This is a genomic window from Aeromonas sp. sif2416, assembly GCF_019218665.1.
Classification (GTDB): domain Bacteria; phylum Pseudomonadota; class Gammaproteobacteria; order Enterobacterales; family Aeromonadaceae; genus Aeromonas; species Aeromonas encheleia.
Map to the genome: position 1 here is coordinate 51,279 of NZ_JAHUXC010000017.1, position 18,577 is coordinate 69,855.

Here is an 18,577-nt window from a genome sequence, read left to right on the forward strand (position 1 = left end):
GAGAACACTCTGGATCCTGCACACCGTTCTGCTGCTCGCCCTGTTGCCCTTGCTGGCCAGGATTGCCAATGGCTGAGCACTATCGGGATCCTGCATCGCCATGGTGCCGCGATTGACCTCCTCCCCCTCGATCCAAAGATGCAAATCGCTGGCGACAAAGTCCCCCGCACGAGGGTATCGTGGCAAGGGGGCTCAGGAGTGCCTCTTCTACCGCCTGCTCAGGGATGAATCCGTATGCGTTCGAACATGATGTTATTGATGGCCGCCGCCATCTGGGGACTGGGCTTCGTCGCCCAGCGCCTGGGGATGGATCACATGGGGCCTTTCACCTTCAACGGCCTGCGCTTCCTGCTCGGCGCCTCCTCCCTGCTGCCGCTGCTGTGGTGGCTCAAATCACGCCAGCCCAGGCCACAACCCGGGCAACCGTCCGGCGATCACCGGTTGCTGCTGACCGGCGGCCTGCTCGCCGGCACAGTGCTGTTCAGTGCCGCCTCCCTGCAGCAGGTGGGACTGCTCTACACCACGGCCGCCAAGGCGGGCTTCATCACCGGCCTCTACATCATACTGGTGCCCGTCATCGGCCTGGCCCTGCGCCACAAGACCGGGACCAACACCTGGGTCGGCGCCCTCATCGCCATGGCCGGGCTCTACTACCTCAGCGTGACCGAAGACTTCAGCATGGGTTACGGGGATCTGTTGCAGGTCGCCGGCGCCCTGTTCTGGGCCATCCATCTGCTGGTGCTGGATCACTACTCGAACCGGGTCGCGCCTATCCGCCTCGCCGGGGTGCAGTTCCTGGTGTGCGGCCTGCTCAGCCTGGCCACCGCCTTCGTCATCGAGACGCCGACCCTGACGGGGGCCGTGGCGGGCTGGCAGGCCTTGCTCTACGCCGGTCTGGTGTCGGTCGGCATCGGCTACACCCTGCAGGTGGTCGGCCAGCGCGGCGCCCATCCGGCCCACGCCGCCATCATCCTCAGCCTGGAGACGGTGTTCGCCGCCATAGGGGGCGTGCTGCTGCTCGGCGAGACCCTGGACGAACGAGCCGTCGTCGGTTGCAGCCTGATGCTGGCGGGTATGCTCATCTCCCAGATCCGGCTGCGCTGGTGGTGGAAATCCCGCCGGGACAAGGTGCCCAGCCAATCTTGACGAGCGCGTCATCATCGGTCGGTTGCAGCCTGATGCTGGCGGGTATGCTCATCTCCCAGATCCGGCTGCGCTGGTGGTGGAAATCCCGTCGGGACAAGGTGCCCAGCCAGTCTTGAATGCAACGAGGCGCCCGTGGGCGCCTCGTTGCTGTCGGGAGCGGTCTAGCCCCTGACGCTGGAACAGAAGCTGACATCGTCGCGCAGGGGATCGTCACTCATGCTGTGGTAGAGCTCGAAGCAGGGGCCGTCGCTGAACTCCAGCCCGGCGGCCACCACCTCGCCGATGTGTTCCTGCCACAGCGCGCCGTACTGGCTGCGATCCGTGATGAGGTAGCGGGACTGGGCGTAGCGGCCGGCGGGGATGAGCTGGCTCTCCACCTCCCCCTGGGTCGATGTGCCCGCCGGCACCGTCACCCCGATATCGGTGCGACACAGGGCCGGCGCCGTCACCTCGGGGTTGTCGTGGTAGATGAAGATCCACTCCGCCTCCGCCAGCCCGCGCGCCGCCGCCCACTGATAGAGCCGCTGGCAGACGGGGCCATAGCCCTCACCATAGGGGCCGGTGACGCGAATATAGGCCAGGGTGCGGCCACTCATCTGTTCGGTTTTCATCCTGAAACTCCTCTCGTTTGACACCCCCTCATCATGACCGGCGGCCGGCTCGGATGCGTGTCCATGCTTGCTCTCCAGGTGTCCGATTTTGCTGTTTGGCAGCCGCTCCGGGTGGCTGCGTACCTCACCCGGGGTCATGGCAAACTGCTTGCGAAACGCCTTGGCGAAGGCCTGGGAGCTGGCGAAGCCCGCCGCCAGGGCCACGCTGGTCACCGGCGCCTGGCCGTAACGCAGCGCCACCGCGGCCCGCTCCAGCCGCAGCCGGCGCTGCATCTCGCCGGGGGACTCGCCGGTGACGGCGGTGAAGATCCGGTGAAAGTGGTAGCAGGAGAGGCAGGCCAGGGCCGCCACCTCGGTCAGGCTCAGCTCGGGATCCTGCTCCAGAGCCCGGATGGCGGGCCGCAGGCGGGCACGATAGTCGATCATGCTACGCGTACTCTCCCCATATGGAGCGCATCCACGAAGCGCCCCTGCCGGAACGCATAGGCGGGCGCGCAGCCCTCCTGCTCGAAGCCGAACTTGCGATAGAGCGCGATGGCGGGGGCATTGTCGCTGTAGACGGTCAGCTCGAGCCGCTGCAGGTTGAGCCAGTTATCCGCCAGATCCACCGCCGCCCCCAGCAGGGCCGAGCCCACCCCACGGCCGGCCCAGTCATCCCGTACCCCCATGCCAAAAGAAGCCACATGGCGACGCCTCGGATTCGGCTCGATCGAGAGCCCGAGATTACCGACCAGCAGGCCGTCCACTATGGCCACCAGACCATGACCACCGTATTCACCGAGCCGTTGCTGCCACATGGCCAGGGTCGGATAGGGCATCTGCAGCGTGCCTGCCTGAGCCTTTGGCATGGCATAGAGATCCCGCAGCCCCTGGGCATCGCCGGCCTCCGCCTGACGAATCCTGATATCAATCATCCCCTCTCCTCCCTGATGCGTAAACATCCGTCCAAAATAGCGCCCTTTGTGTCCGTAGCCAACTCCATTAGGGCTACCTATCAAACACTTAGAGATGACCAATTGGCCCCGCTCGCGCCCCTTGCCGTATCGTGCCCCCATCATCACAAGGAGATGCCCCATGACTGACAAGAGCCTGCATAGCGCCAATGGCGCCCCCGTCGTCGACAACAACAACAGCCTCACCGCCGGCCCCCGTGGTCCGGTGCTGATGCAAGACATCTGGTTGATGGAGAAGCTGGCGCATTTCGATCGGGAGCGGATCCCGGAGCGGGTGGTTCACGCCAAGGGCTCCGGCGCCTACGGGACCTTTACCCTGACCCACGACATCAGCCGGTTCAGCAAGGCCGATCTGTTCAACAGCGTCGGCAAGCAGACCCCGGTGTTCCTGCGCTTCTCCACTGTGGCGGGGGAGAAGGGCGCCGCCGATGCCGAGCGCGACGTGCGCGGCTTCGCCTTGAAGTTTTACACCGAGCAGGGCAACTGGGATCTGGTGGGCAACAACACCCCTGTCTTCTTTATCCGCGATCCTCTCAAGTTCCCGGACTTCATCCACACCCAGAAGCGGGATCCGCGCACCAACCTGCGCAGCGCCACCGCCGCCTGGGATTTCTGGTCCCGTCACCCGGAGTCCCTGCACCAGGTCACCATCTTGTTCAGCGATCGCGGCATCCCCAAGAGCCTGCGGGAGATGAACGGCTACGGCAGCCACACCTTCAGCTTCATCAACGACGCCAACGAGCGCTCCTGGGTCAAGTTCCACTTCAAGAGCGAGCAGGGTCACAGCTTCTACACGGATGAAGAGGCCGCCACCGTGGTCGGCCAGGATAGGGAGAGCAGCCAGGCGGATCTCTACAACGCCATCGAGCGGGGCGACTTCCCGCGCTGGAAGGTCTATGTGCAGGTGATGCCGGAGGCGGAGGCCCACAGCTACCACATCCACCCCTTCGATCTCACCAGGGTGTGGCCCCACGGCGACTACCCGCTGATCCCGGTCGGGGTGCTGGAGCTGAACCAGAACCCGGACAACTACTTCGCCCACGTGGAGCAGGCCGCCTTCACCCCGGCCAACGTGGTGCCCGGCATCGGCTTCTCGCCGGATCGCATGCTGCAGGGTCGGCTGTTCTCCTATGGCGATACCCAGCGCTACCGCCTCGGGGTCAACCATGGCCTGCTGCCGGTCAACGCCCCCCGCTGCCCGTTCAGCGGCGCCCATCGCGATGGTGCCATGCGCAGCGACGGCAACGGCGGCGCCAGCCCGAACTACCAGCCGAACCGCTTCGGCACCCAGCAGCCGAGCGAGCAGCACGAGCCGGCGCTGAGCCTGGAAGGGGCCGCCCTGCACTACGACTTCCGCGACTACGACAGCGATTACTACAGCCAGCCGGGCCAGCTGTTCCGCCTCATGGACGAGGGGCAGCGCTCACGGCTCGCCGCCAACCTGGCGCGCTCCCTCATCCAGGTGGAGGATGACGCCATAGTCGCGGTCCAGCTCAGGCACCTGGAGCAGGCCGATCCGGAATACGCCAAGCGGGTCGAGCTGGCGCTGGCCGCCCTGCAGCGCTAGGCCGCCGGCATGCAATACAAAAAGGGGGCCATCAGGCCCCCCTTTTTTGCAGCATAGATATTTGATGAATAAAAAACGGAGCCCTGGGGCTCCGTTTACCGATGCTGTTTCAATCCCGAACGGAACGCGCTTCGCGCTCTGCCCGTTCCCAACCCAACAGGCGTTTGTACCACCCACTGCTGCGACGACGTTGGATTGGATAAAGGGAGGAAGAGCGACGCCCGGTCTGAGGAATAAAAAACGGAGCCCTGGGGCTCCGCTTACCGATGCTGTTTCAATCCCGAACGCAGCGCCCTCGCGCTCTGCCCGTTCCCGACCCAACAGGCGTTTGTACCACCCACTGCTGCGACGGCGTTGGATTGGATAAAGGGAGGAAGAGCGACGCCCGGTCTGATGAATAAAAAACGGAGCCCTGGGGCTCCGTTTACCGATGCTGCTTCAATCCCGAACGGAACGCGCTTCGCGCTCTGCCCGTTCCCGTACCAACAGGCGTTTGTACCACCAACTACTGCGACGACGTTGCATATTGGAAGAGCGACGAGCCATTTCTTAGGTCCCAGCCAAGAGAAGAAAGAGCCGCATTATGCGACAGAGATCACTTCCATGTCTGTAGCTGGATCAAGAAAAGCCTCACTGGCCCACGCTGATCGTCTCTCTATTGGCGGCCCCTTTGGCGGCCCCTTTGGCGGCGGGCAGACGCACCACAGGCTCGCGCCAGGCCAGGGGGCCGTTGCTCTCCTGCGCGTTTTGCGGGCCGCACTCCAGCCAGCCGTCACCCTGCTGGATGCGGGCACCGAGGGAGTATTTTTGATCCTGATACCAGCAGACCCGCTCCGGCAAGGCGCCAAGCGGCAACACCAGCTCCGCCCCCACCCCATGGCTGAGGGAGTTGGCGGCCGGGGCGGCGAGCACCGGGGTGAGGCCCGTCAGGGCAAACAGATAAAACGCGGTTCTGAGCATGAGATGAAACCTGTGACGACGAGGGTGTGATCCACTAAAGCGACCATCATTGTCGCCGACTTGACCAATAAACATCGGCTCATCTGGCATTCCGGGGGCAATATGGTAGCCTGCCAGCGACCGCCGCATCCCGCCAGGAAGCGGCGCTCCAGTTCAGGTGATATTGTCGGGATATGGCAATATATACCCTTATTAATCAAATAATTACTTGGATATGTTGTCAATGCGTATCATGCCGTTGCTGCAGGCTACCTGCCTGAGTCTGATGTTGTCCGCCTGCGTTGCCCCCCTGCTGCTGATGAGCCCCACCAGCCAGTTGATGTGGGCGCTGCTCAAGCCGCTGGTCGGTTTCGATCCGAACGAAGTCAACCTGTTCGAGCAGCCGCTGATCAAGGACAGAATGACCGCCATGCTGGGGCCGAATTACGACAACACCATGCAACTGCTCAAGACGGCCAACGAGTTGCAGCAGGAGGGTCCGCTGTTCTACGTCGTCTCCCGCTACGCCCCGGTGCCGGATATCGCCAAGCAGGCCGGCATGGTGTGGAACGCCGATACCAACCAGCTCTCCGTCATGCTGCAGAAGAACGATGGCGCGACCCAGGTGTTCGGTGAAAACCTGACCGCCGCGACCCCGAGCTGGCCCAGTGCGATGCAGGGATGGCAGAGCCAGGCCACCGCCCTCGGTGACGTCGGCAAGGTGCTGACCGGTTCGAGCGGTTCCCTGCTGGGCAATGTGGTGGGCGCCATGCAACAGAGTGCCACCCAGGCCGTGACGAACTCCGCCAAGCAGGCGGTCGGCGGCGCCACCAACGCGGTGCAGCAACAGGCCAACAAGGCCCTGACCGACGCCACCACCCAGGCGGTGAGCAGCGCCACCGGTACTGTGCAGCAGCAAGTCAGCAAGAGTGCCACCAGCCCCCTGCAACAGGCCAATCAGGCCGTGACCGATTCAGCCAAGCAGGCAATGAGCGGCACCACCAATGCGGTGCAGCAACAAGCTAACAAGGCCCTGACCGACACCGCCACTCAGGCGGTGAGCAGCGCCACCAACACGGTGCAGCAGCAAGCTAACAAGGCCCTGACCGACACCGCCACCCAGGCGGTGAGCAGCACCACCGGCACTGTGCAGCAGCAGGCCAGCAAGAGCGCCACCAGCCCCCTGCAACAGGCCAATCAGGCCGTGACCGATTCCGCCAAGCAGGCGGTGAGTGGCGTGACCACTACGGTGCAGCAACAGGCCAGCAAAGCCCTGACCGACACCGCTACCCAGGCGGTGAGCAGCGCCACCGGCACAGTGCAGCAACAGGCCAGCAAGAGTGCCACCAGCACCCTGCAACAGGCCAGCAAGGCCTTGAGCGAGGCTGCCAAGCCAGCGGCCGGTGCCGCCAGCGCGGCACCGGCTGACAAGGGGACCACGCAGCAGAGCGAGCAGGCCAGGGCCGATGCCGAAGCCGAGCTGGAGAAGCTGCTCAACTGAGCACCCACGGCACGCCAGCCCAAGATGACAACAGGCCACCCTAGGGTGGCCTGTTGCTTGTCTACACTGCCTCGGCGGATCAGGGAAGATGGGGATCCTGCTCGGTGGGCTTGGCCACCTTGTCTTCACTGTGCTCGATGGCGGTGCGGATAAGGTCTACCCCGGCCCGGATGATCAGCACCCCCATGTTGACCAGCTTGACGCAGACCCACATGAAGGTGATGAGCAGTATCAGCTTGAGCACCGTCTGGAACGCTTCCAGGAAGTTCTGCTCCAGTTGACTGGTGAGGCCATTGGCACTGGTCATCAGCCAGGTGTAGACCTCGCGCACGAACGGGATGCGGCTCGGCATCTCCAGCACGTCCAGTGCGGCGGGCAGGGCCTGGAAGATGACGATGCTGCCGAACAGTATCAGAATGACGCCGATGGCTACCCCTAAGAAAAAACCAATCTGTCTCATGGAAGGCCCCAAGAAGTGTTGAATGAAAAGAACAATAGCTGCCAATACTAGGGACTGCCTCGGTGCACGGCAATCCTTGTCCGCCCGGAACGGGTTCAAACCAGGCCATATATGGCAGGAAATCATTGCCCAAGTATCTGATTTCTGTGAGGCTTACCGCCATTCATCCCCACCCGTCGGCCGCCATGATCCGAACCTGCTGTTTGCTGCTCCTGTTGCTCTTCCCGCTGTTCGGCGCCCAGGCCGCCCCCAGCGCCGCCGCCTGCGTGATCAAGCATCAACAGGCGCTGCTGCTGGTGCAGGACAGGATCTCCGATCGCTACAGCCTGAGCGGAGGCTATATAGATGCGGGCGAGACCCCGGCCCAGGCGGCCCTGCGCGAGCTGTTCGAGGAGACGGGGCTGCGCGGCCGGATCACCGGGGAGCTGGGACAGTGGCAACGGGCCATGCTGTTCGCCTGCCAGACACTGACTCCCATCCAGGCCCAGCGCGGATCGGGTTTTGTCTCCCTGCTGCGGGCCCCCAACCTCGGCGGCGAGATCCTCAACGCCAGGCTGATCGAGCCGGCCTCACTCCCCAATGACCAGCGTCGCTTCCCGACGCAACTCGACTGGCTAGTCCCCAGGCTGGCGCAGGTGGCCGACAGCCAGGTGCAGTGGTTGCCCGACTTCAGCGCCGGGGGGAGCGCCCTGCACAGGGCCGAGCTGCCGCTGATCCAGCGCCTGCAGCGGTGGCTGGGGCCGGACGCGCTCTGGCTTGAGGCCAGCAATCTGCTCGGGGCCGCCCCCGTCCAGCTGGCGCTGCTCTGCCTGTTGCTGCCGCTGCTGGGCTGGCCACGGCTCTACCGGCTGCTGTTCGCCATGGTGCTGCTCACCCTGCTGGTGCAGCTGCTCAAGGAGGGGATCGGCTGGCCCAGGCCCTTCCATCTGCAACCCGAACTCGGCCAACGCAGCGCCCAGGGCTTCGGCATGCCCAGCGGTCACGCCGCCTCGACCCTGCTGTTCTGGGGTCTGGTGCTGGGCGCGCTGCCATCCCTCAGGGCCTGGCATGGCATGGCGCTGGCCCTGCTGCTGGCCGCGCTGGCGGGGCTGGCCCGCATCTGGCTCGGGGTGCACTTCATCTCGGATGTGGTGGCCGGCCTTGGCCTCGGCGCCCTGCTGCTGGCCCTGCGCTCGCCGCTGGCGGCGCTGGCGAGGCGGCATGCCTGCTGGGGCCTGCTGATCCTGATCAGCCTGCTGGCGGGCTGGCTGACCCAGTCCAGCGCCCTGGCCGGACTCGCCATGTTCACGCTGGGGCTGGTATCGGGTAATCTGCTACCACTCGAACGAAACCCGGTTCCCGCCATCGGCTGCATGCTGCTGGCCCTGACGGGGGGGCTCCTCATCGGCGGGGGCCTGCTCGCCATGCCAATGCTCACCAGCAGCTCCCTGCTGATCCTGGCCGGACAAGGGTTACTCTATGGCTGCCTGGGGCTCTGGCTGAGCGCCGGCCTCTGGTGGCTGCTGACTGTCATGAATACTGGCTCCGCTCGCCGGGGCCCAACCCCTCGTTAAAGGGAAAGCAATACATATGAAAAAAGTGGATTTGGCCAAGATCACCCTGGGCCTGCTGTTTCTCAGCCTGCTCATCATCTCGTGCTTCATGGTGCTGCGCCCCTTCCTGCCCGCCCTGGTGTGGGCCACCATGATCACCATCGCCACCTGGCCGCTGATGCAGATGGCGCAGCGGCTGCTGTGGGGCAAGCGCGCCCTGGCCGCCCTGCTGATGAGCTGCATCCTGCTGCTGATGTTCGTCATCCCACTGTTCATGGCGCTGGCCAATGTGGCGGAGAAGGCCCCCATGCTGATCGAGCTGGGCACCCGCATCAGCCATTCCCCGCCCCCCGCGCTGCTCTGGTTGCAACAGTTCCCGCTGGTCGGCGGCAAGCTGTATGAGTTCTGGCAGCAGATCCTGGCGAGCGGCGGTCAGGTGCTGTTCACCAAGCTGACCCCCTATTTCGGCCAGACCGCGCGCTGGCTCGCCTCCCAGGCGGGCAATCTCGGCCTGTTGCTGGTCCACTTCCTGCTGACGGTGGCCATCTGTGGCCTGCTCTACCACTCGGGGGAGAAGGCCGCCGACGGCATTCGCCGCTTCGCCCATCGGCTGGCGGGCCCGCGTGGCGACAACGCCGTCGTCCTCGCCTCCCAAGCCATCCGGGCCGTCGCCATGGGGGTGGTGGTGACCGCCCTGGTGCAATCGTCGGTGGCCGGCCTGGGACTGCTGATTGCCGGCATCCCCTACACCATGATCCTGGTGGTGCTGATGTTCCTGCTGATCGTGGCCCAGATCGGCCCCTTCCCGGTGCTGCTGGCCAGCGTCGGCTACCTCTTCTGGAGCGGCGATACCACCTGGGGCACCTTCCTGCTGGTCTGGTCACTGCTGGCGGGCACCATGGACAACTTCCTGCGCCCCTTCCTCATCAAGCGCGGGGCCGATCTGCCGCTCATCCTGATCCTGGTCGGCGTCATCGGCGGCCTGCTGGCCATGGGCATCATAGGCCTGTTCATCGGCCCGGTGGTGCTGGCGGTGGCCTACACCCTGCTGGATGCCTGGATCAAGGAAGAGGATCAGCCCGTCGCCATAGAGGCGCCCGTGCCACCCAGGGCGGACTGACCCCTGCATGAAGACGCCGCCCCCTGGGCGGCGTGTTTTTTTAAGCAAAGAACCGAGTGCGCTCGCCGGCCTCATGACCCCATAGAACCAAAGTTCGAATCGGCTCGCCAAAATCCGAACCAGGGTTCGAGCCACCACCCTTTGTCCCCTACCCTCCACCCGTGCCTCCCGCCACAATGCCTGCTCATCCTGGAGGAAGACGACATGAACGAACTGAGAGCAAAACGCGCCCTGATCAGCGGTGGCGCGAGCGGCATAGGGCTGGCCATCGCCGAGGCACTGGCCGCTCAGGGGGTCGAACTGATACTGGTCTCCCGTCGCCAGGCCCTGCTGGAGCAGGAAGCGGCAAGGCTCAGCGCGCGGCATGGGGTGAGAGTCCTGCCCCTGGCGCTGGATCTCTGCGACAGCGCCCAGGTGCGGGCCCGCCATGCCGAGGCCAGGGCACGACTCGGCCCCATCGACCTGCTCATCAACAACAGCGGGGTCGGCAGCGACTATCTGGTGCAGGATCTGCCGGAGTCGGAATGGGACAGGGTGATGAACACCTGCGCCAAGGGCACCTTCCTGCTGACCCAGGCCTGCCTGCCGGACATGCTGGCCCACCAGCACGGCACCATCATCAACATCGCCTCCCAGGCCGCCAAGCACGGCTATGCCAGGGCCAACGTCTATTGCGCCGCCAAGTTTGCCGTCCTGGGGTTTGCCAAGGCGCTGCGGGAAGAGGTCCAGCAGCAGGGCATCCGGGTGCACAGCCTCTGCCCCGGCCTGGTGCAGGTGCCGCCACCGGCCTGCCCCAGCGAGCGCAAGCCCGGCTGGCTGCAGGTCGAGGACCTGGCAGGGGCCGTGCTCTATACCCTGCGCCAACCCGCCCATGTACAGCTCGATGAGCTGGGCATGACGGGGATCTGAAGCCTAGGGGCGAGGACTTGGGGTTGCACGAAACCCTGCTGGCCCCCTGCAACCGTCGGGGCCGCCTTCAGGCCAGCTGATGCAATGTGATGCAGTGAATGCCGCCGCCCCCTGCGGCCACCGGATCTATGTTGACCTGCGCTATCTTGCGGCCCGGGTAGAGGCGAGCCAGCAGATCCTGGCAATGGCGGTCGGCCGCCTCGTCGCCGAACTCCGGCACTATGACGGCCCCGTTGATCGGCAGGTAGTTGATGTAGCCGGCGGCAAAGTCCCGGCTGCGGCTGAAGCGGTTGTCCCGCCCACCCAGCGGGGGCGGCCAGCTGTTTCAATACTTGGCGTCGGGATGACATCTCTTTATTCCTTCAGATTCAGAGGCTGCTCTTGAAACGAGTCCAGGCTCGCATGCGGGCACGCATCCGGGATTGTGCAATATCCTGGCCTGGAATGAGTCGCTCATAGCTGGCCTCATCCAGATAGATATCCGGGTTGCCGGTCATGGTGGCATTCACCATGGATCTGGCGTTGCGCAGCGATCTGGTACCCCAGGCCGAGTGTCGCCACCTGCTGCTGCTGGCGGATCGGCTGCTGCCGGTGGCGACCCCCGCTGTGTTGGCCCAGCCCGCCGCCGAGCGCACCACATTGCACGGGGAGCGGGAGCTGGACTGGCACCACTGGACGCTCAGAGGCGGCGAGGATCTGCAACTGCGCACCCAGGGGCTCAACTTCTCCGATCCCGGCCTGCTGCAGGACGCCGCCAGTGCCGGGCTGGGGGTGGCGCTGGTGAGCGAGCTGCTCTCCCGCCCCGCCCGCCAGCAGGGCCTGCTGCTGCCGCTCTCGGCTCACCGGGTGGCTGGCCCTCGCTGGAGCCTGCTGGTGCATCAGGAGAGCGAGAGCAGCCCCCAGTGCCGCACCCTCTGCCACTGGCTGGAGCAGCAATTTGCCGAGGCGACCATCGCCATGGACGAGGAGGCGACTCTCTGAGGTGGGTCACTGAATCCGCCGGGGTGGCGTGGTTAAATGCAGGGCTTAGCCCTTGCCGGACATCCCCTTGACCCTGCCATCCGACTCCCAGCCACTGCAGCCCTGGCCTGAGTATCTGCAGGCCTCCTGGCTGCGCTGCGCCCATCAGACCAGCAGCCACCTCTGGCACCCGCCCCACAGCGCCAAGGGGCAGACCCTGCACAGCCTGCGCCAACGCAAGCGGGATCTGCTCACCACAGGCGAGATGGCGATGGAGGATCTCTACGAATTCATGGAGGGGCGCCCCTGCGCCCTGCTGCTCACCGACGAGAGCGGCTGCCTGCTGGCCCGCACCGGCCACGGCGAGACGCTTGCGGAACTCGAGGCGCTGGGCTTTGGTCTCGGCGCCTTCTTCAGCGAGGGGCGCATCGGCACCAATGCCATCAATCTGGCGGCGCTGGAGGGGGTGCCGCTGTGCGTCAGCGGTCCCCAACACTTCAACCAGACCCTGCATCCCTGGCACTGCTGCGCCAGCCCGGTCTACAACAGCAACGGCCGCCAGGTCGCCATCATCGCCCTGGTCTGCAAGGTGGACGCGGCGACCCTGGGGGATCTGGCGCTCACCGTCAGCGCCGGTCGCGAGCTGGCTCATCTGCTGCAGATGGAGCGCCTGATGCAGGAGTCCCAGCACCACCTGAGCGAACTCTACGCCCTGCTCGATGGCATGGACGACGGCGTGCTGGCCTGGGATCCGCAAGGCAAGCTGCGCTACCTCAACGCGCTGGCGGCCCGGCGACTGCGGCTAGATCCGGATCTCTGCCTCGGCCAGCCGCTGGAGCGGCACCTGCTGCTGCCCCAGCGCCTGCAGCTCGCCATCCAGGGCCAGACCCCGCTCAGCCACGTGGAGGTGACTCTGGAGCGGCTAGGCGAGCAGACAGGGGAGTTCATTAGTGCGCTGATAAGCCTCAAGCCGCTGCCCGGGCCCGACGGGGTCAGCTTTATCGCCCTGTTCCATCCCATCGACAGGCTGCGCGCCATCAACCAGCTGCGCCAGACGGTGCCCGAGCTCTCGGCCCTGGTGGGGGAGTCGAGCGCCATGCGCAAGCTGTTGCGCCACGCCCGCCAGGCGGCCCGGAGTCAGGGGCCCATGCTGCTGCGCGGGGAGGAAGAGGTGGGCAAGGCGCAGCTGGCGGAGGCCATCCACTTTGGCAGCGAGCGGGCCGCCGGGCCTCTCATCAGCCTCAACTGCCAGGCGCTGCCGAGCGAGCGGATGGCGCTGGAGCTGATGGGCTCCGATGAGGCGGGGCAGGAGCGGGCCGGCAAGTTCGAGCTGGCCCACGGCGGCACCCTGGTGCTGGAGCAGGTGGAGTATCTGCCCGCCCCCATGCAGGCGGCCCTGCTGCAACTGCTCAAGACCGGCCGCATCCAGCGCTTCGACTCGGCCCGCATGCTGCCGCTCAAGGTGCGGATCATCGCCACCAGTAGCGCCGCGCTGGAGCAACGAGTGCAGGAGGGGCTCTTCGGCCGCCAACTGCTCTACGCCCTGCAAGGGTGCGAGCTGTGGCTGCCGAGCCTGCGCGAGCGCGGGGCCGACTTGCCCGCCCTCATCCGCCAGCAGCTGGCGGCGCAGGGGCGCGAGCCCGTCCGCCAGTTCAGCCCGGCGGCCCTCGACTGCCTGCTGGCCTACCCCTGGCCCGGCAACCTGGGGGAGCTGCGCAGTGCCGTGGAGCACGCCCAGCTCCACGGCAGCGGCGGGCCTATCCCGCCGGAGGCGCTGCCGGCGGCCATCCGTCACGGCTATCAGCAACAGGAAGACGAGGTGGTGGGACAGCCGCTGCTCACCCTGGCAGAGCTGGAGCGCCAGGCCATCCTGCGCTGCGCCCACGCCTGCAAGGGCCAGGTCAGCCTGATGGCGCAGCAGCTGGGCATCGGCCGCACCACCCTCTGGCGGCGGCTCAAGCTCATCGGCCTGGATCCCGCCGACTATCACGGCTGACGGCGGCTCGGGTCGCGATTCGGCCCGGCAACAACCGGCAGAGAGAGCAACAAAAAGGCCCCGCGGTGGCGGGGCCTGAACACGGATACACGGTGAGGATCAGTCGCCGAAGCGCTCGTCGGCCAGCTGTTGGAAGCAGGCCAGGGCGGCGGCGGCATCCTCCCCCCGCGCCAGCAGGCTGAGCCTGTCCCCCTTGCGCACGTTGAGCATGGCCAGCCGGGTCAGGCTGCGGGGATTGACCTCCTTGTCGCCGCGCAGGAGGCGCAACTCGGCGGCGAAGGGCTTGAGGGCCGCCACCAGACGGGCGGCCGGGCGCACATGCAGGCCGTGGGGGTTGTCGACCACCACCTCGCAACGCAGCCAACCCTCATCGGCCAGCGGTGCCGCCTCGATCACTGCCGAAGCCTCTTTGGCGGGCAGCATGGCCTGCTTGGGGCCCAATGCCCCGAGCGCCTCGGCCGCCACCTCATCCAGACCCAGACCGGCGCCAGCCGCCACCACGGCGGCCAGGGTGCCCTCGACCAGCGGCGCCGGGCAGAGCCGCACCCTGGCGCTCAGCTCGGGGGGCAGCAGCTCTAGCGCTGTCTCGGCGCTCAGCAGGGCGCTGCCGAGATCCATCAGCACCAGCACGCCGCCGCCATCATCTGCCTGCTCTATCGCACTCATCACGGCGATGGCGTCGGTGCCTATGGGGTGCGCGGGATCATCGACCCCGGCCGCCAGCAGCAGGCGCGCCGGGCTGCCCAGCTGTGCGGCCAGCTCCTGCAATCCAGCCGCCAGGGTGGCGCTGTGGGAGACTACGACTATGCCGATCATGCTACAACCTCGCTCTGTCACGCAGGGCGGTCAGCAGCAGCAGGGTCGAGGTGGCCCCGGCATCCTGATGGCCTATGCTGCGCTCGCCAAGGTAGCTGGCGCGCCCCTTGCGGGCCTGCATCTGTATGGTCGCCTCGGTACCGGCCGCTGCGGCAGCCACCGCCTTGTCCAGCGCCTCGGCCAGCGGCAGCGCCTGCTGCTGCGCCAACTGCAGGGCCGCCAGCGCCGGCCACCAGGCGTCGCACATGGTCTTGTCACCGGGCTCGGCACGGCCGCGGGAGACTATCCCCTCCACCCCGTCGGCCAGCATCTTGCCAAGCTGGCTCAGGGTCAGACTCTGGCAGGCGTCGGCGCTGGCCGCCGCCCGGATGAAGAAGGTGCCGTAGAGCGGGCCGCTGGCGCCCCCCACGGAGGAGAGCAGGGTCATGCCGGTGGTTTTGAGCACCTGGCCGATATCCTTGTCCGCCACCGCGGGCAGCTTCTCGGCCACCTTGGTGAAACCGCGCTGCATGTTGAGGCCATGGTCGCCATCGCCGATGTCGGTATCCAGGGCGGTGAGATAGTCACGCTGCTCGGTGAAGATGTGCTCGCAATCGAGCAGCCAGTTGACGATTTGATGTTTGCTTAACATGGACTTTCCTTAGCAGCCGCGACGCAGGGCGGGGGTATTGACGGGAGCATCCCACAGGGTCATCAGCTCGTCATCCACCTTGAGCAGGGTGATGGAGATGCCGGTCATGTCGAGGGCTGTGCAGTAGGGGCCGATCAGGTTGCGCACCGGATGGAGACCCGCCGCCTCACACAGGGTGGCGAGTCGGCCATAGACGCCGTACAGCTCTGAGAGGGGGGTGCCCCCCAGGCTGTTGACCAGCACTATGACCCTGTCTCCCTCATTCAGCGGCTCGATGAAGCTGTGCTCCTCCTGCCAGCTACCGGAGGCTCTGTCCCAGTGGCGCAGGGTGCGGCCATAGGGGCTGTTGTCCGCCAGCTCCCTGAACATCTCATCCACCAGGGTATCGAGATCGGTGAAGGGACGACGCGCTATGCCGGGTTCACCGTGGATACCGACCCCGAACTCCATCTCGTTGTCCCCCAGGGTGAAGGAGGGTTTGCCAGCGGCAGGCACGGTACAGGCGTGCAGGGCCACGCCTATGGTACGGCTCTGGTTGTTGATGCGGCGGGCCAGCGCCTCGCAGCGCGCCAGGTCATAGCCAGCCTCGGCGGCGGCCCCCACCAGTTTCTCGCACAGCACCGTGGTGGCGACGCCACGACGGCCGGCGGTATAGAGGCTGTCCTTCACCGCCACGTCGTCATCGATCAGGGAGAAGCCCACCTGGATGCCGTCGCCGTGCAGCAACTCCACCGCGGTCTCGAAGTTGAGCACGTCACCGGTGTAGTTCTTCACCAGGAACAGCACCCCGGCACCACCGTCGACCGCCTGACCGCACTCGTACATCTGATCCGGAGTCGGGGAGGTGAAGATCTCGCCGGGGCAGGCGCCATCCAGCATCCCCTTGCCCACCAGACCGCCGTGCATCGGCTCGTGGCCGCTGCCACCACCGGACACCAGCGCCACCTTGCCCCGCACGGGGGAATCGGCACGGGTGATGTAGTGGGGCTCGATACGCACCTTGAGCTCGGGGTGGGCGGCGGCCATCCCCATCAGTTGTTCACGGACCACGGCATCGACGGCATTGATCAGCTTCTTCATGGCTCACTCCTTGGCTTGCCACCACACGGGTGGGCAAATGGTTGATGGAGCCAGTCTAACGGGATAGTGCGGGATAAAAATGACGGCCCGTTCGGTTCGGATCTGAAACAGAAAAAGCGGGCCCGGCGTTTCACTCTGAAACCCCATGAGACCAACAGGGGGAAAATTGCCAGCCGCCTCACAGCCATGAAAAAGGGCCCCGCAGGGCCCTTCGCTATATCTGGAGATATCTGGATAGGTTAGATGGCCCAACCACCGGCGTAGAAGGTCACCAGCGCCAGGGCGATGATGACGGTGCCGACGTTGAGTTTCTTCCACTCGGCGGCAAACAGGCGGCCAATCACCAGTGCCACGAAGCCCAGCATGATGCCGGTGACTATGTTGCAGGTGAGCACGATGAAGACGGCGCACAGCATGCCCGCCAGCGCATCGACCGAGTCGCTGAAGTCCAGCTTGGTGACGTTGCCCAGCATCAGCAGGCCGACGTACATCAGCGCCGGTGCTGTGGCGTAGGCCGGCACCAGATAGCTCAGCGGGGAGAGGAAGATCATCAGCAGGAACAGTACACCGACCAGGGCCGCGGTCAGACCGGTCTTGCCACCGGCGGCGGTACCGGCGGCCGATTCGATGTAGACGGCGGCAGGGGCACCGCCCACCACACCAGCCACCATGCTGCTGACGGAGTCGGCGGTCAGGGCCTTGCCGCCACTGATGATGTGGCCACGCTCGTTGACCAGACCCGCCTGACCCGCGACGGCGCGGATGGTGCCGGTGGCATCGAACACGGCCGTCATCACCAGAGCCAGCACGGTCGGGATGACGACAGGGTTGAGCGCCCCCATCAGATCCAGGCTACCGACCAGGGAGCCCTTCTCACCGGTCAGACTCGGCATGGCGAAGAAGCCCTGCCAGGTCACCTTGGGGTCGAAGAAGAGACCCAGCACAGAGATGGCGACTATCACCATCAGGATGCCGCCCGGCACCTTGCGGCGCTCCAGCCCGAAGATTGCGGCCAGCCCCAGCACCGTCATGATGACTGGGAAGGAGGTCACCTCACCGAGCTGCACCGGCAGGCCGGCCCCCTCGTTCTTGATCACCATGCCGACGCCGTTGGTGGCGATCAGCAGCAGGAACAGGCCGATGCCGATGCCGGTGCCGTGGGCGATGCCGGACGGCAGGTTGGCCAGGATCCACTGACGCACACCGGTGACGCTGATCAGGGTAAACAGCACCCCCATCCAGAAGATGGCACCCAGCGCAACCGGGATACTCAACCCCTGCCCCAGCACCAGGCTGAAGGCAGTAAAGGCGGTGAGGGAGATGGCGCAGCCGATGGCCATCGGCAGGCGGGCCCAGAGCCCCATCAGCAGGGAGCCAAAGGCGGCGATCAGACAGGTGGCGACGAATACCGGCCCCTGCTCAAAGCCCGCGACACCCAGCATATTGGGCACCACTATGACGCTGTACACCATGGCCAGGAAGGTGGTCAGCCCGGCCAACAGTTCCTGACGCACGCTGCTACCGCGCTCGGAAATGGAAAAATAGGAATCCAAAAAGCTGCCTCTTCCTGCTTGGGCGGCCATATCTTGCGTTGCCATAACTCATCCTAAAAGTGTGAAGGAAATCGTTTGCTTTTATGGCTGCGCAAAATAGCAAGAATTCACCCAGATTGCAGCGACTTCTCCGACTTTTTCCACAAAGTCGAGAGGAAGGGTGCCATTCGTCACCCACTGCCATCCCCTGAATGGGCCGACCCGCCAGAAAGAGGCTCCTATACTGCAAGGGCCCCTTCCGCCAGACTGGAGATGACCCATGCACACTCGCAATCTGCTGAACGATATTCCCTCCCCTCTGCCTGCCGAACTCTTTCAGGATCTGGTGAGCACCAATCATCTGCGGATAGAGCGCATCGTCTCCCTGGGGCATCAGACTGCACCCGGCGAGTGGTACGATCAGGATGAACACGAGTGGGTGCTGATCGTGCAGGGTGAGGCCAGCCTGCTGTTCTCCGATCCGCAAACCGATGAGCAACAGCTGGTGCTGCTGGGGCCGGGCGATCACATCAATATTCCCGCCCGCCAGAAACATCGGGTGGAGTGGACCCACCCCGACACGCCCACCATCTGGCTCTGCGTGTTTTACTGACGAGCCATGATGGCGGCGCAAACAGGCCGCCGAGCAGGGTGGCCGGAAGGTGAAACTGGGGCGACTTGCCAAATTGCAGACATGAAAAAAGCCCAGTCTTTCGACTGGGCTTCTTAATCATTGGCGGAGCGGACGGGACTCGAACCCGCGACCCCCGGCGTGACAGGCCGGTATTCTAACCAACTGAACTACCGCTCCGCAATTTGGCTAG

At 65.4% G+C, this 18,577-nt stretch carries 18 protein-coding genes, 1 tRNA gene and 2 pseudogenes; 10 read left to right on the top strand and 11 right to left on the bottom strand.

Translation table 11 applies throughout. The features are described from left to right. Positions 1 to 234 precede the first annotated feature (234 nt). Positions 235 to 1,146 (top strand): DMT family transporter, encoded by a 912-nt coding sequence (locus tag KW821_RS20595; protein ID WP_218292728.1) that lies wholly within the window; start codon positions 235 to 237, stop codon positions 1,144 to 1,146. Positions 1,147 to 1,163: 17 nt separating this feature from the next. Then, positions 1,164 to 1,262 (top strand): annotated as a pseudogene (locus tag KW821_RS20600) (EamA family transporter); the annotation flags it as partial. Between the two features lie 45 nt (positions 1,263 to 1,307). Here KW821_RS20600 and KW821_RS20605 read toward each other — a convergent pair. Together KW821_RS20605 and KW821_RS20610 are read right to left on the bottom strand one after the other, a co-directional pair. Next, a complete protein-coding gene (locus KW821_RS20605) occupies positions 1,308 to 2,183 on the bottom strand; it encodes a GyrI-like domain-containing protein (RefSeq protein ID WP_218292729.1) in 876 nt (291 codons plus the stop codon). Beyond that, a complete protein-coding gene (locus KW821_RS20610; protein WP_218292746.1) occupies positions 2,180 to 2,668 on the bottom strand; it encodes a GNAT family N-acetyltransferase in 489 nt (162 codons plus the stop codon). Before KW821_RS20610 ends, KW821_RS20605 begins: the two co-directional genes overlap by 4 nt. 163 nt (positions 2,669 to 2,831) lie before the next feature. Here KW821_RS20610 and KW821_RS20615 point away from each other — a divergent pair, with 163 nt between their 5' ends. Beyond that, positions 2,832 to 4,277 (top strand): catalase, encoded by a 1,446-nt coding sequence (locus KW821_RS20615; RefSeq protein WP_218292730.1) that lies wholly within the window; start codon positions 2,832 to 2,834, stop codon positions 4,275 to 4,277. Positions 4,278 to 4,907: 630 nt separating this feature from the next. On the opposite strand, the gene KW821_RS20620 is transcribed toward KW821_RS20615, so the two are convergent. Continuing rightward, positions 4,908 to 5,237 carry a YnjH family protein gene (locus KW821_RS20620; RefSeq protein WP_218292731.1) on the bottom strand — a complete coding sequence of 110 codons (330 nt, stop codon included), beginning with the start codon at positions 5,235 to 5,237 and terminating at the stop codon, positions 4,908 to 4,910. Between the two features lie 223 nt (positions 5,238 to 5,460). On the opposite strand from KW821_RS20620, the gene KW821_RS20625 reads away from it, so the two are divergent. Continuing rightward, a complete protein-coding gene (locus KW821_RS20625; RefSeq protein WP_218292732.1) occupies positions 5,461 to 6,717 on the top strand; it encodes a hypothetical protein in 1,257 nt (418 codons plus the stop codon). Positions 6,718 to 6,796: 79 nt separating this feature from the next. Here KW821_RS20625 and KW821_RS20630 read toward each other — a convergent pair whose 3' ends face one another. Then, a complete protein-coding gene (locus KW821_RS20630; RefSeq protein WP_218292733.1) occupies positions 6,797 to 7,177 on the bottom strand; it encodes a hypothetical protein in 381 nt (126 codons plus the stop codon). Positions 7,178 to 7,362: 185 nt separating this feature from the next. Between KW821_RS20630 and KW821_RS20635 the strand changes: the two genes are divergently transcribed. The 3 genes from KW821_RS20635 to KW821_RS20645 all read left to right on the top strand — a co-directional run bounded on the left by KW821_RS20635 (position 7,363) and on the right by KW821_RS20645 (position 10,738). Then, positions 7,363 to 8,730 (top strand): bifunctional NUDIX hydrolase/phosphatase PAP2 family protein, encoded by a 1,368-nt coding sequence (locus tag KW821_RS20635; RefSeq protein ID WP_218292734.1) that lies wholly within the window; start codon positions 7,363 to 7,365, stop codon positions 8,728 to 8,730. A gap of 10 nt (positions 8,731 to 8,740) precedes the next feature. Beyond that, on the top strand, positions 8,741 to 9,829 hold the full coding sequence (gene ydiK, locus KW821_RS20640) for an AI-2E family transporter YdiK (protein ID WP_042653424.1): 1,089 nt from the start codon (positions 8,741 to 8,743) through the stop codon (positions 9,827 to 9,829). Positions 9,830 to 10,033: 204 nt separating this feature from the next. Then, positions 10,034 to 10,738 (top strand): SDR family oxidoreductase, encoded by a 705-nt coding sequence (locus KW821_RS20645; protein WP_218292735.1) that lies wholly within the window; start codon positions 10,034 to 10,036, stop codon positions 10,736 to 10,738. A 67-nt stretch (positions 10,739 to 10,805) separates the two neighbouring features. Here KW821_RS20645 and KW821_RS20650 read toward each other — a convergent pair. Beyond that, positions 10,806 to 11,054 (bottom strand): annotated as a pseudogene (locus KW821_RS20650) (agmatine deiminase family protein); the annotation flags it as partial. 52 nt (positions 11,055 to 11,106) lie between these two features. After that, entirely contained in the window at positions 11,107 to 11,250 is a 144-nt protein-coding gene (locus tag KW821_RS20655; RefSeq protein WP_218292748.1) for a hypothetical protein, read from the bottom strand. On the opposite strand from KW821_RS20655, the gene KW821_RS20660 reads away from it, so the two are divergent. After that, positions 11,249 to 11,719: a LysR substrate-binding domain-containing protein gene (locus tag KW821_RS20660; protein WP_256353586.1), complete on the top strand. Its 471-nt coding sequence runs from the start codon at positions 11,249 to 11,251 to the stop codon at positions 11,717 to 11,719. The genes KW821_RS20655 and KW821_RS20660 overlap by 2 nt on opposite strands. Before the next feature lie 73 nt (positions 11,720 to 11,792). Continuing rightward, positions 11,793 to 13,694, top strand: a complete 1,902-nt coding sequence (dhaR, locus tag KW821_RS20665; protein ID WP_218292747.1) for a dihydroxyacetone kinase operon transcriptional regulator DhaR — start codon at positions 11,793 to 11,795, stop codon at positions 13,692 to 13,694. 99 nt (positions 13,695 to 13,793) lie between these two features. On the opposite strand, the gene dhaM is transcribed toward dhaR, so the two are convergent. The 4 genes from dhaM to KW821_RS20685 form a co-directional block, all read right to left on the bottom strand. Next, positions 13,794 to 14,510, bottom strand: a complete 717-nt coding sequence (gene dhaM / locus KW821_RS20670) for a dihydroxyacetone kinase phosphoryl donor subunit DhaM (RefSeq protein WP_218292736.1) — start codon at positions 14,508 to 14,510, stop codon at positions 13,794 to 13,796. A 1-nt stretch (position 14,511) separates the two neighbouring features. After that, positions 14,512 to 15,141 (bottom strand): dihydroxyacetone kinase subunit DhaL, encoded by a 630-nt coding sequence (gene dhaL / locus KW821_RS20675; RefSeq protein ID WP_218292737.1) that lies wholly within the window; start codon positions 15,139 to 15,141, stop codon positions 14,512 to 14,514. Between the two features lie 9 nt (positions 15,142 to 15,150). Continuing rightward, positions 15,151 to 16,221 carry a dihydroxyacetone kinase subunit DhaK gene (dhaK, locus tag KW821_RS20680; RefSeq protein WP_218292738.1) on the bottom strand — a complete coding sequence of 357 codons (1,071 nt, stop codon included), beginning with the start codon at positions 16,219 to 16,221 and terminating at the stop codon, positions 15,151 to 15,153. A 239-nt stretch (positions 16,222 to 16,460) separates the two neighbouring features. Continuing rightward, positions 16,461 to 17,819, bottom strand: a complete 1,359-nt coding sequence (locus KW821_RS20685; RefSeq protein WP_218292739.1) for an NCS2 family permease — start codon at positions 17,817 to 17,819, stop codon at positions 16,461 to 16,463. A 214-nt stretch (positions 17,820 to 18,033) separates the two neighbouring features. Between KW821_RS20685 and KW821_RS20690 the strand changes: the two genes are divergently transcribed. Then, positions 18,034 to 18,366, top strand: a complete 333-nt coding sequence (locus KW821_RS20690; protein WP_218292740.1) for a cupin domain-containing protein — start codon at positions 18,034 to 18,036, stop codon at positions 18,364 to 18,366. 121 nt (positions 18,367 to 18,487) lie between these two features. Here the strand turns inward: KW821_RS20690 and KW821_RS20695 are convergent. Continuing rightward, positions 18,488 to 18,564, bottom strand: a tRNA-Asp gene (locus tag KW821_RS20695). Positions 18,565 to 18,577 lie beyond the last annotated feature (13 nt).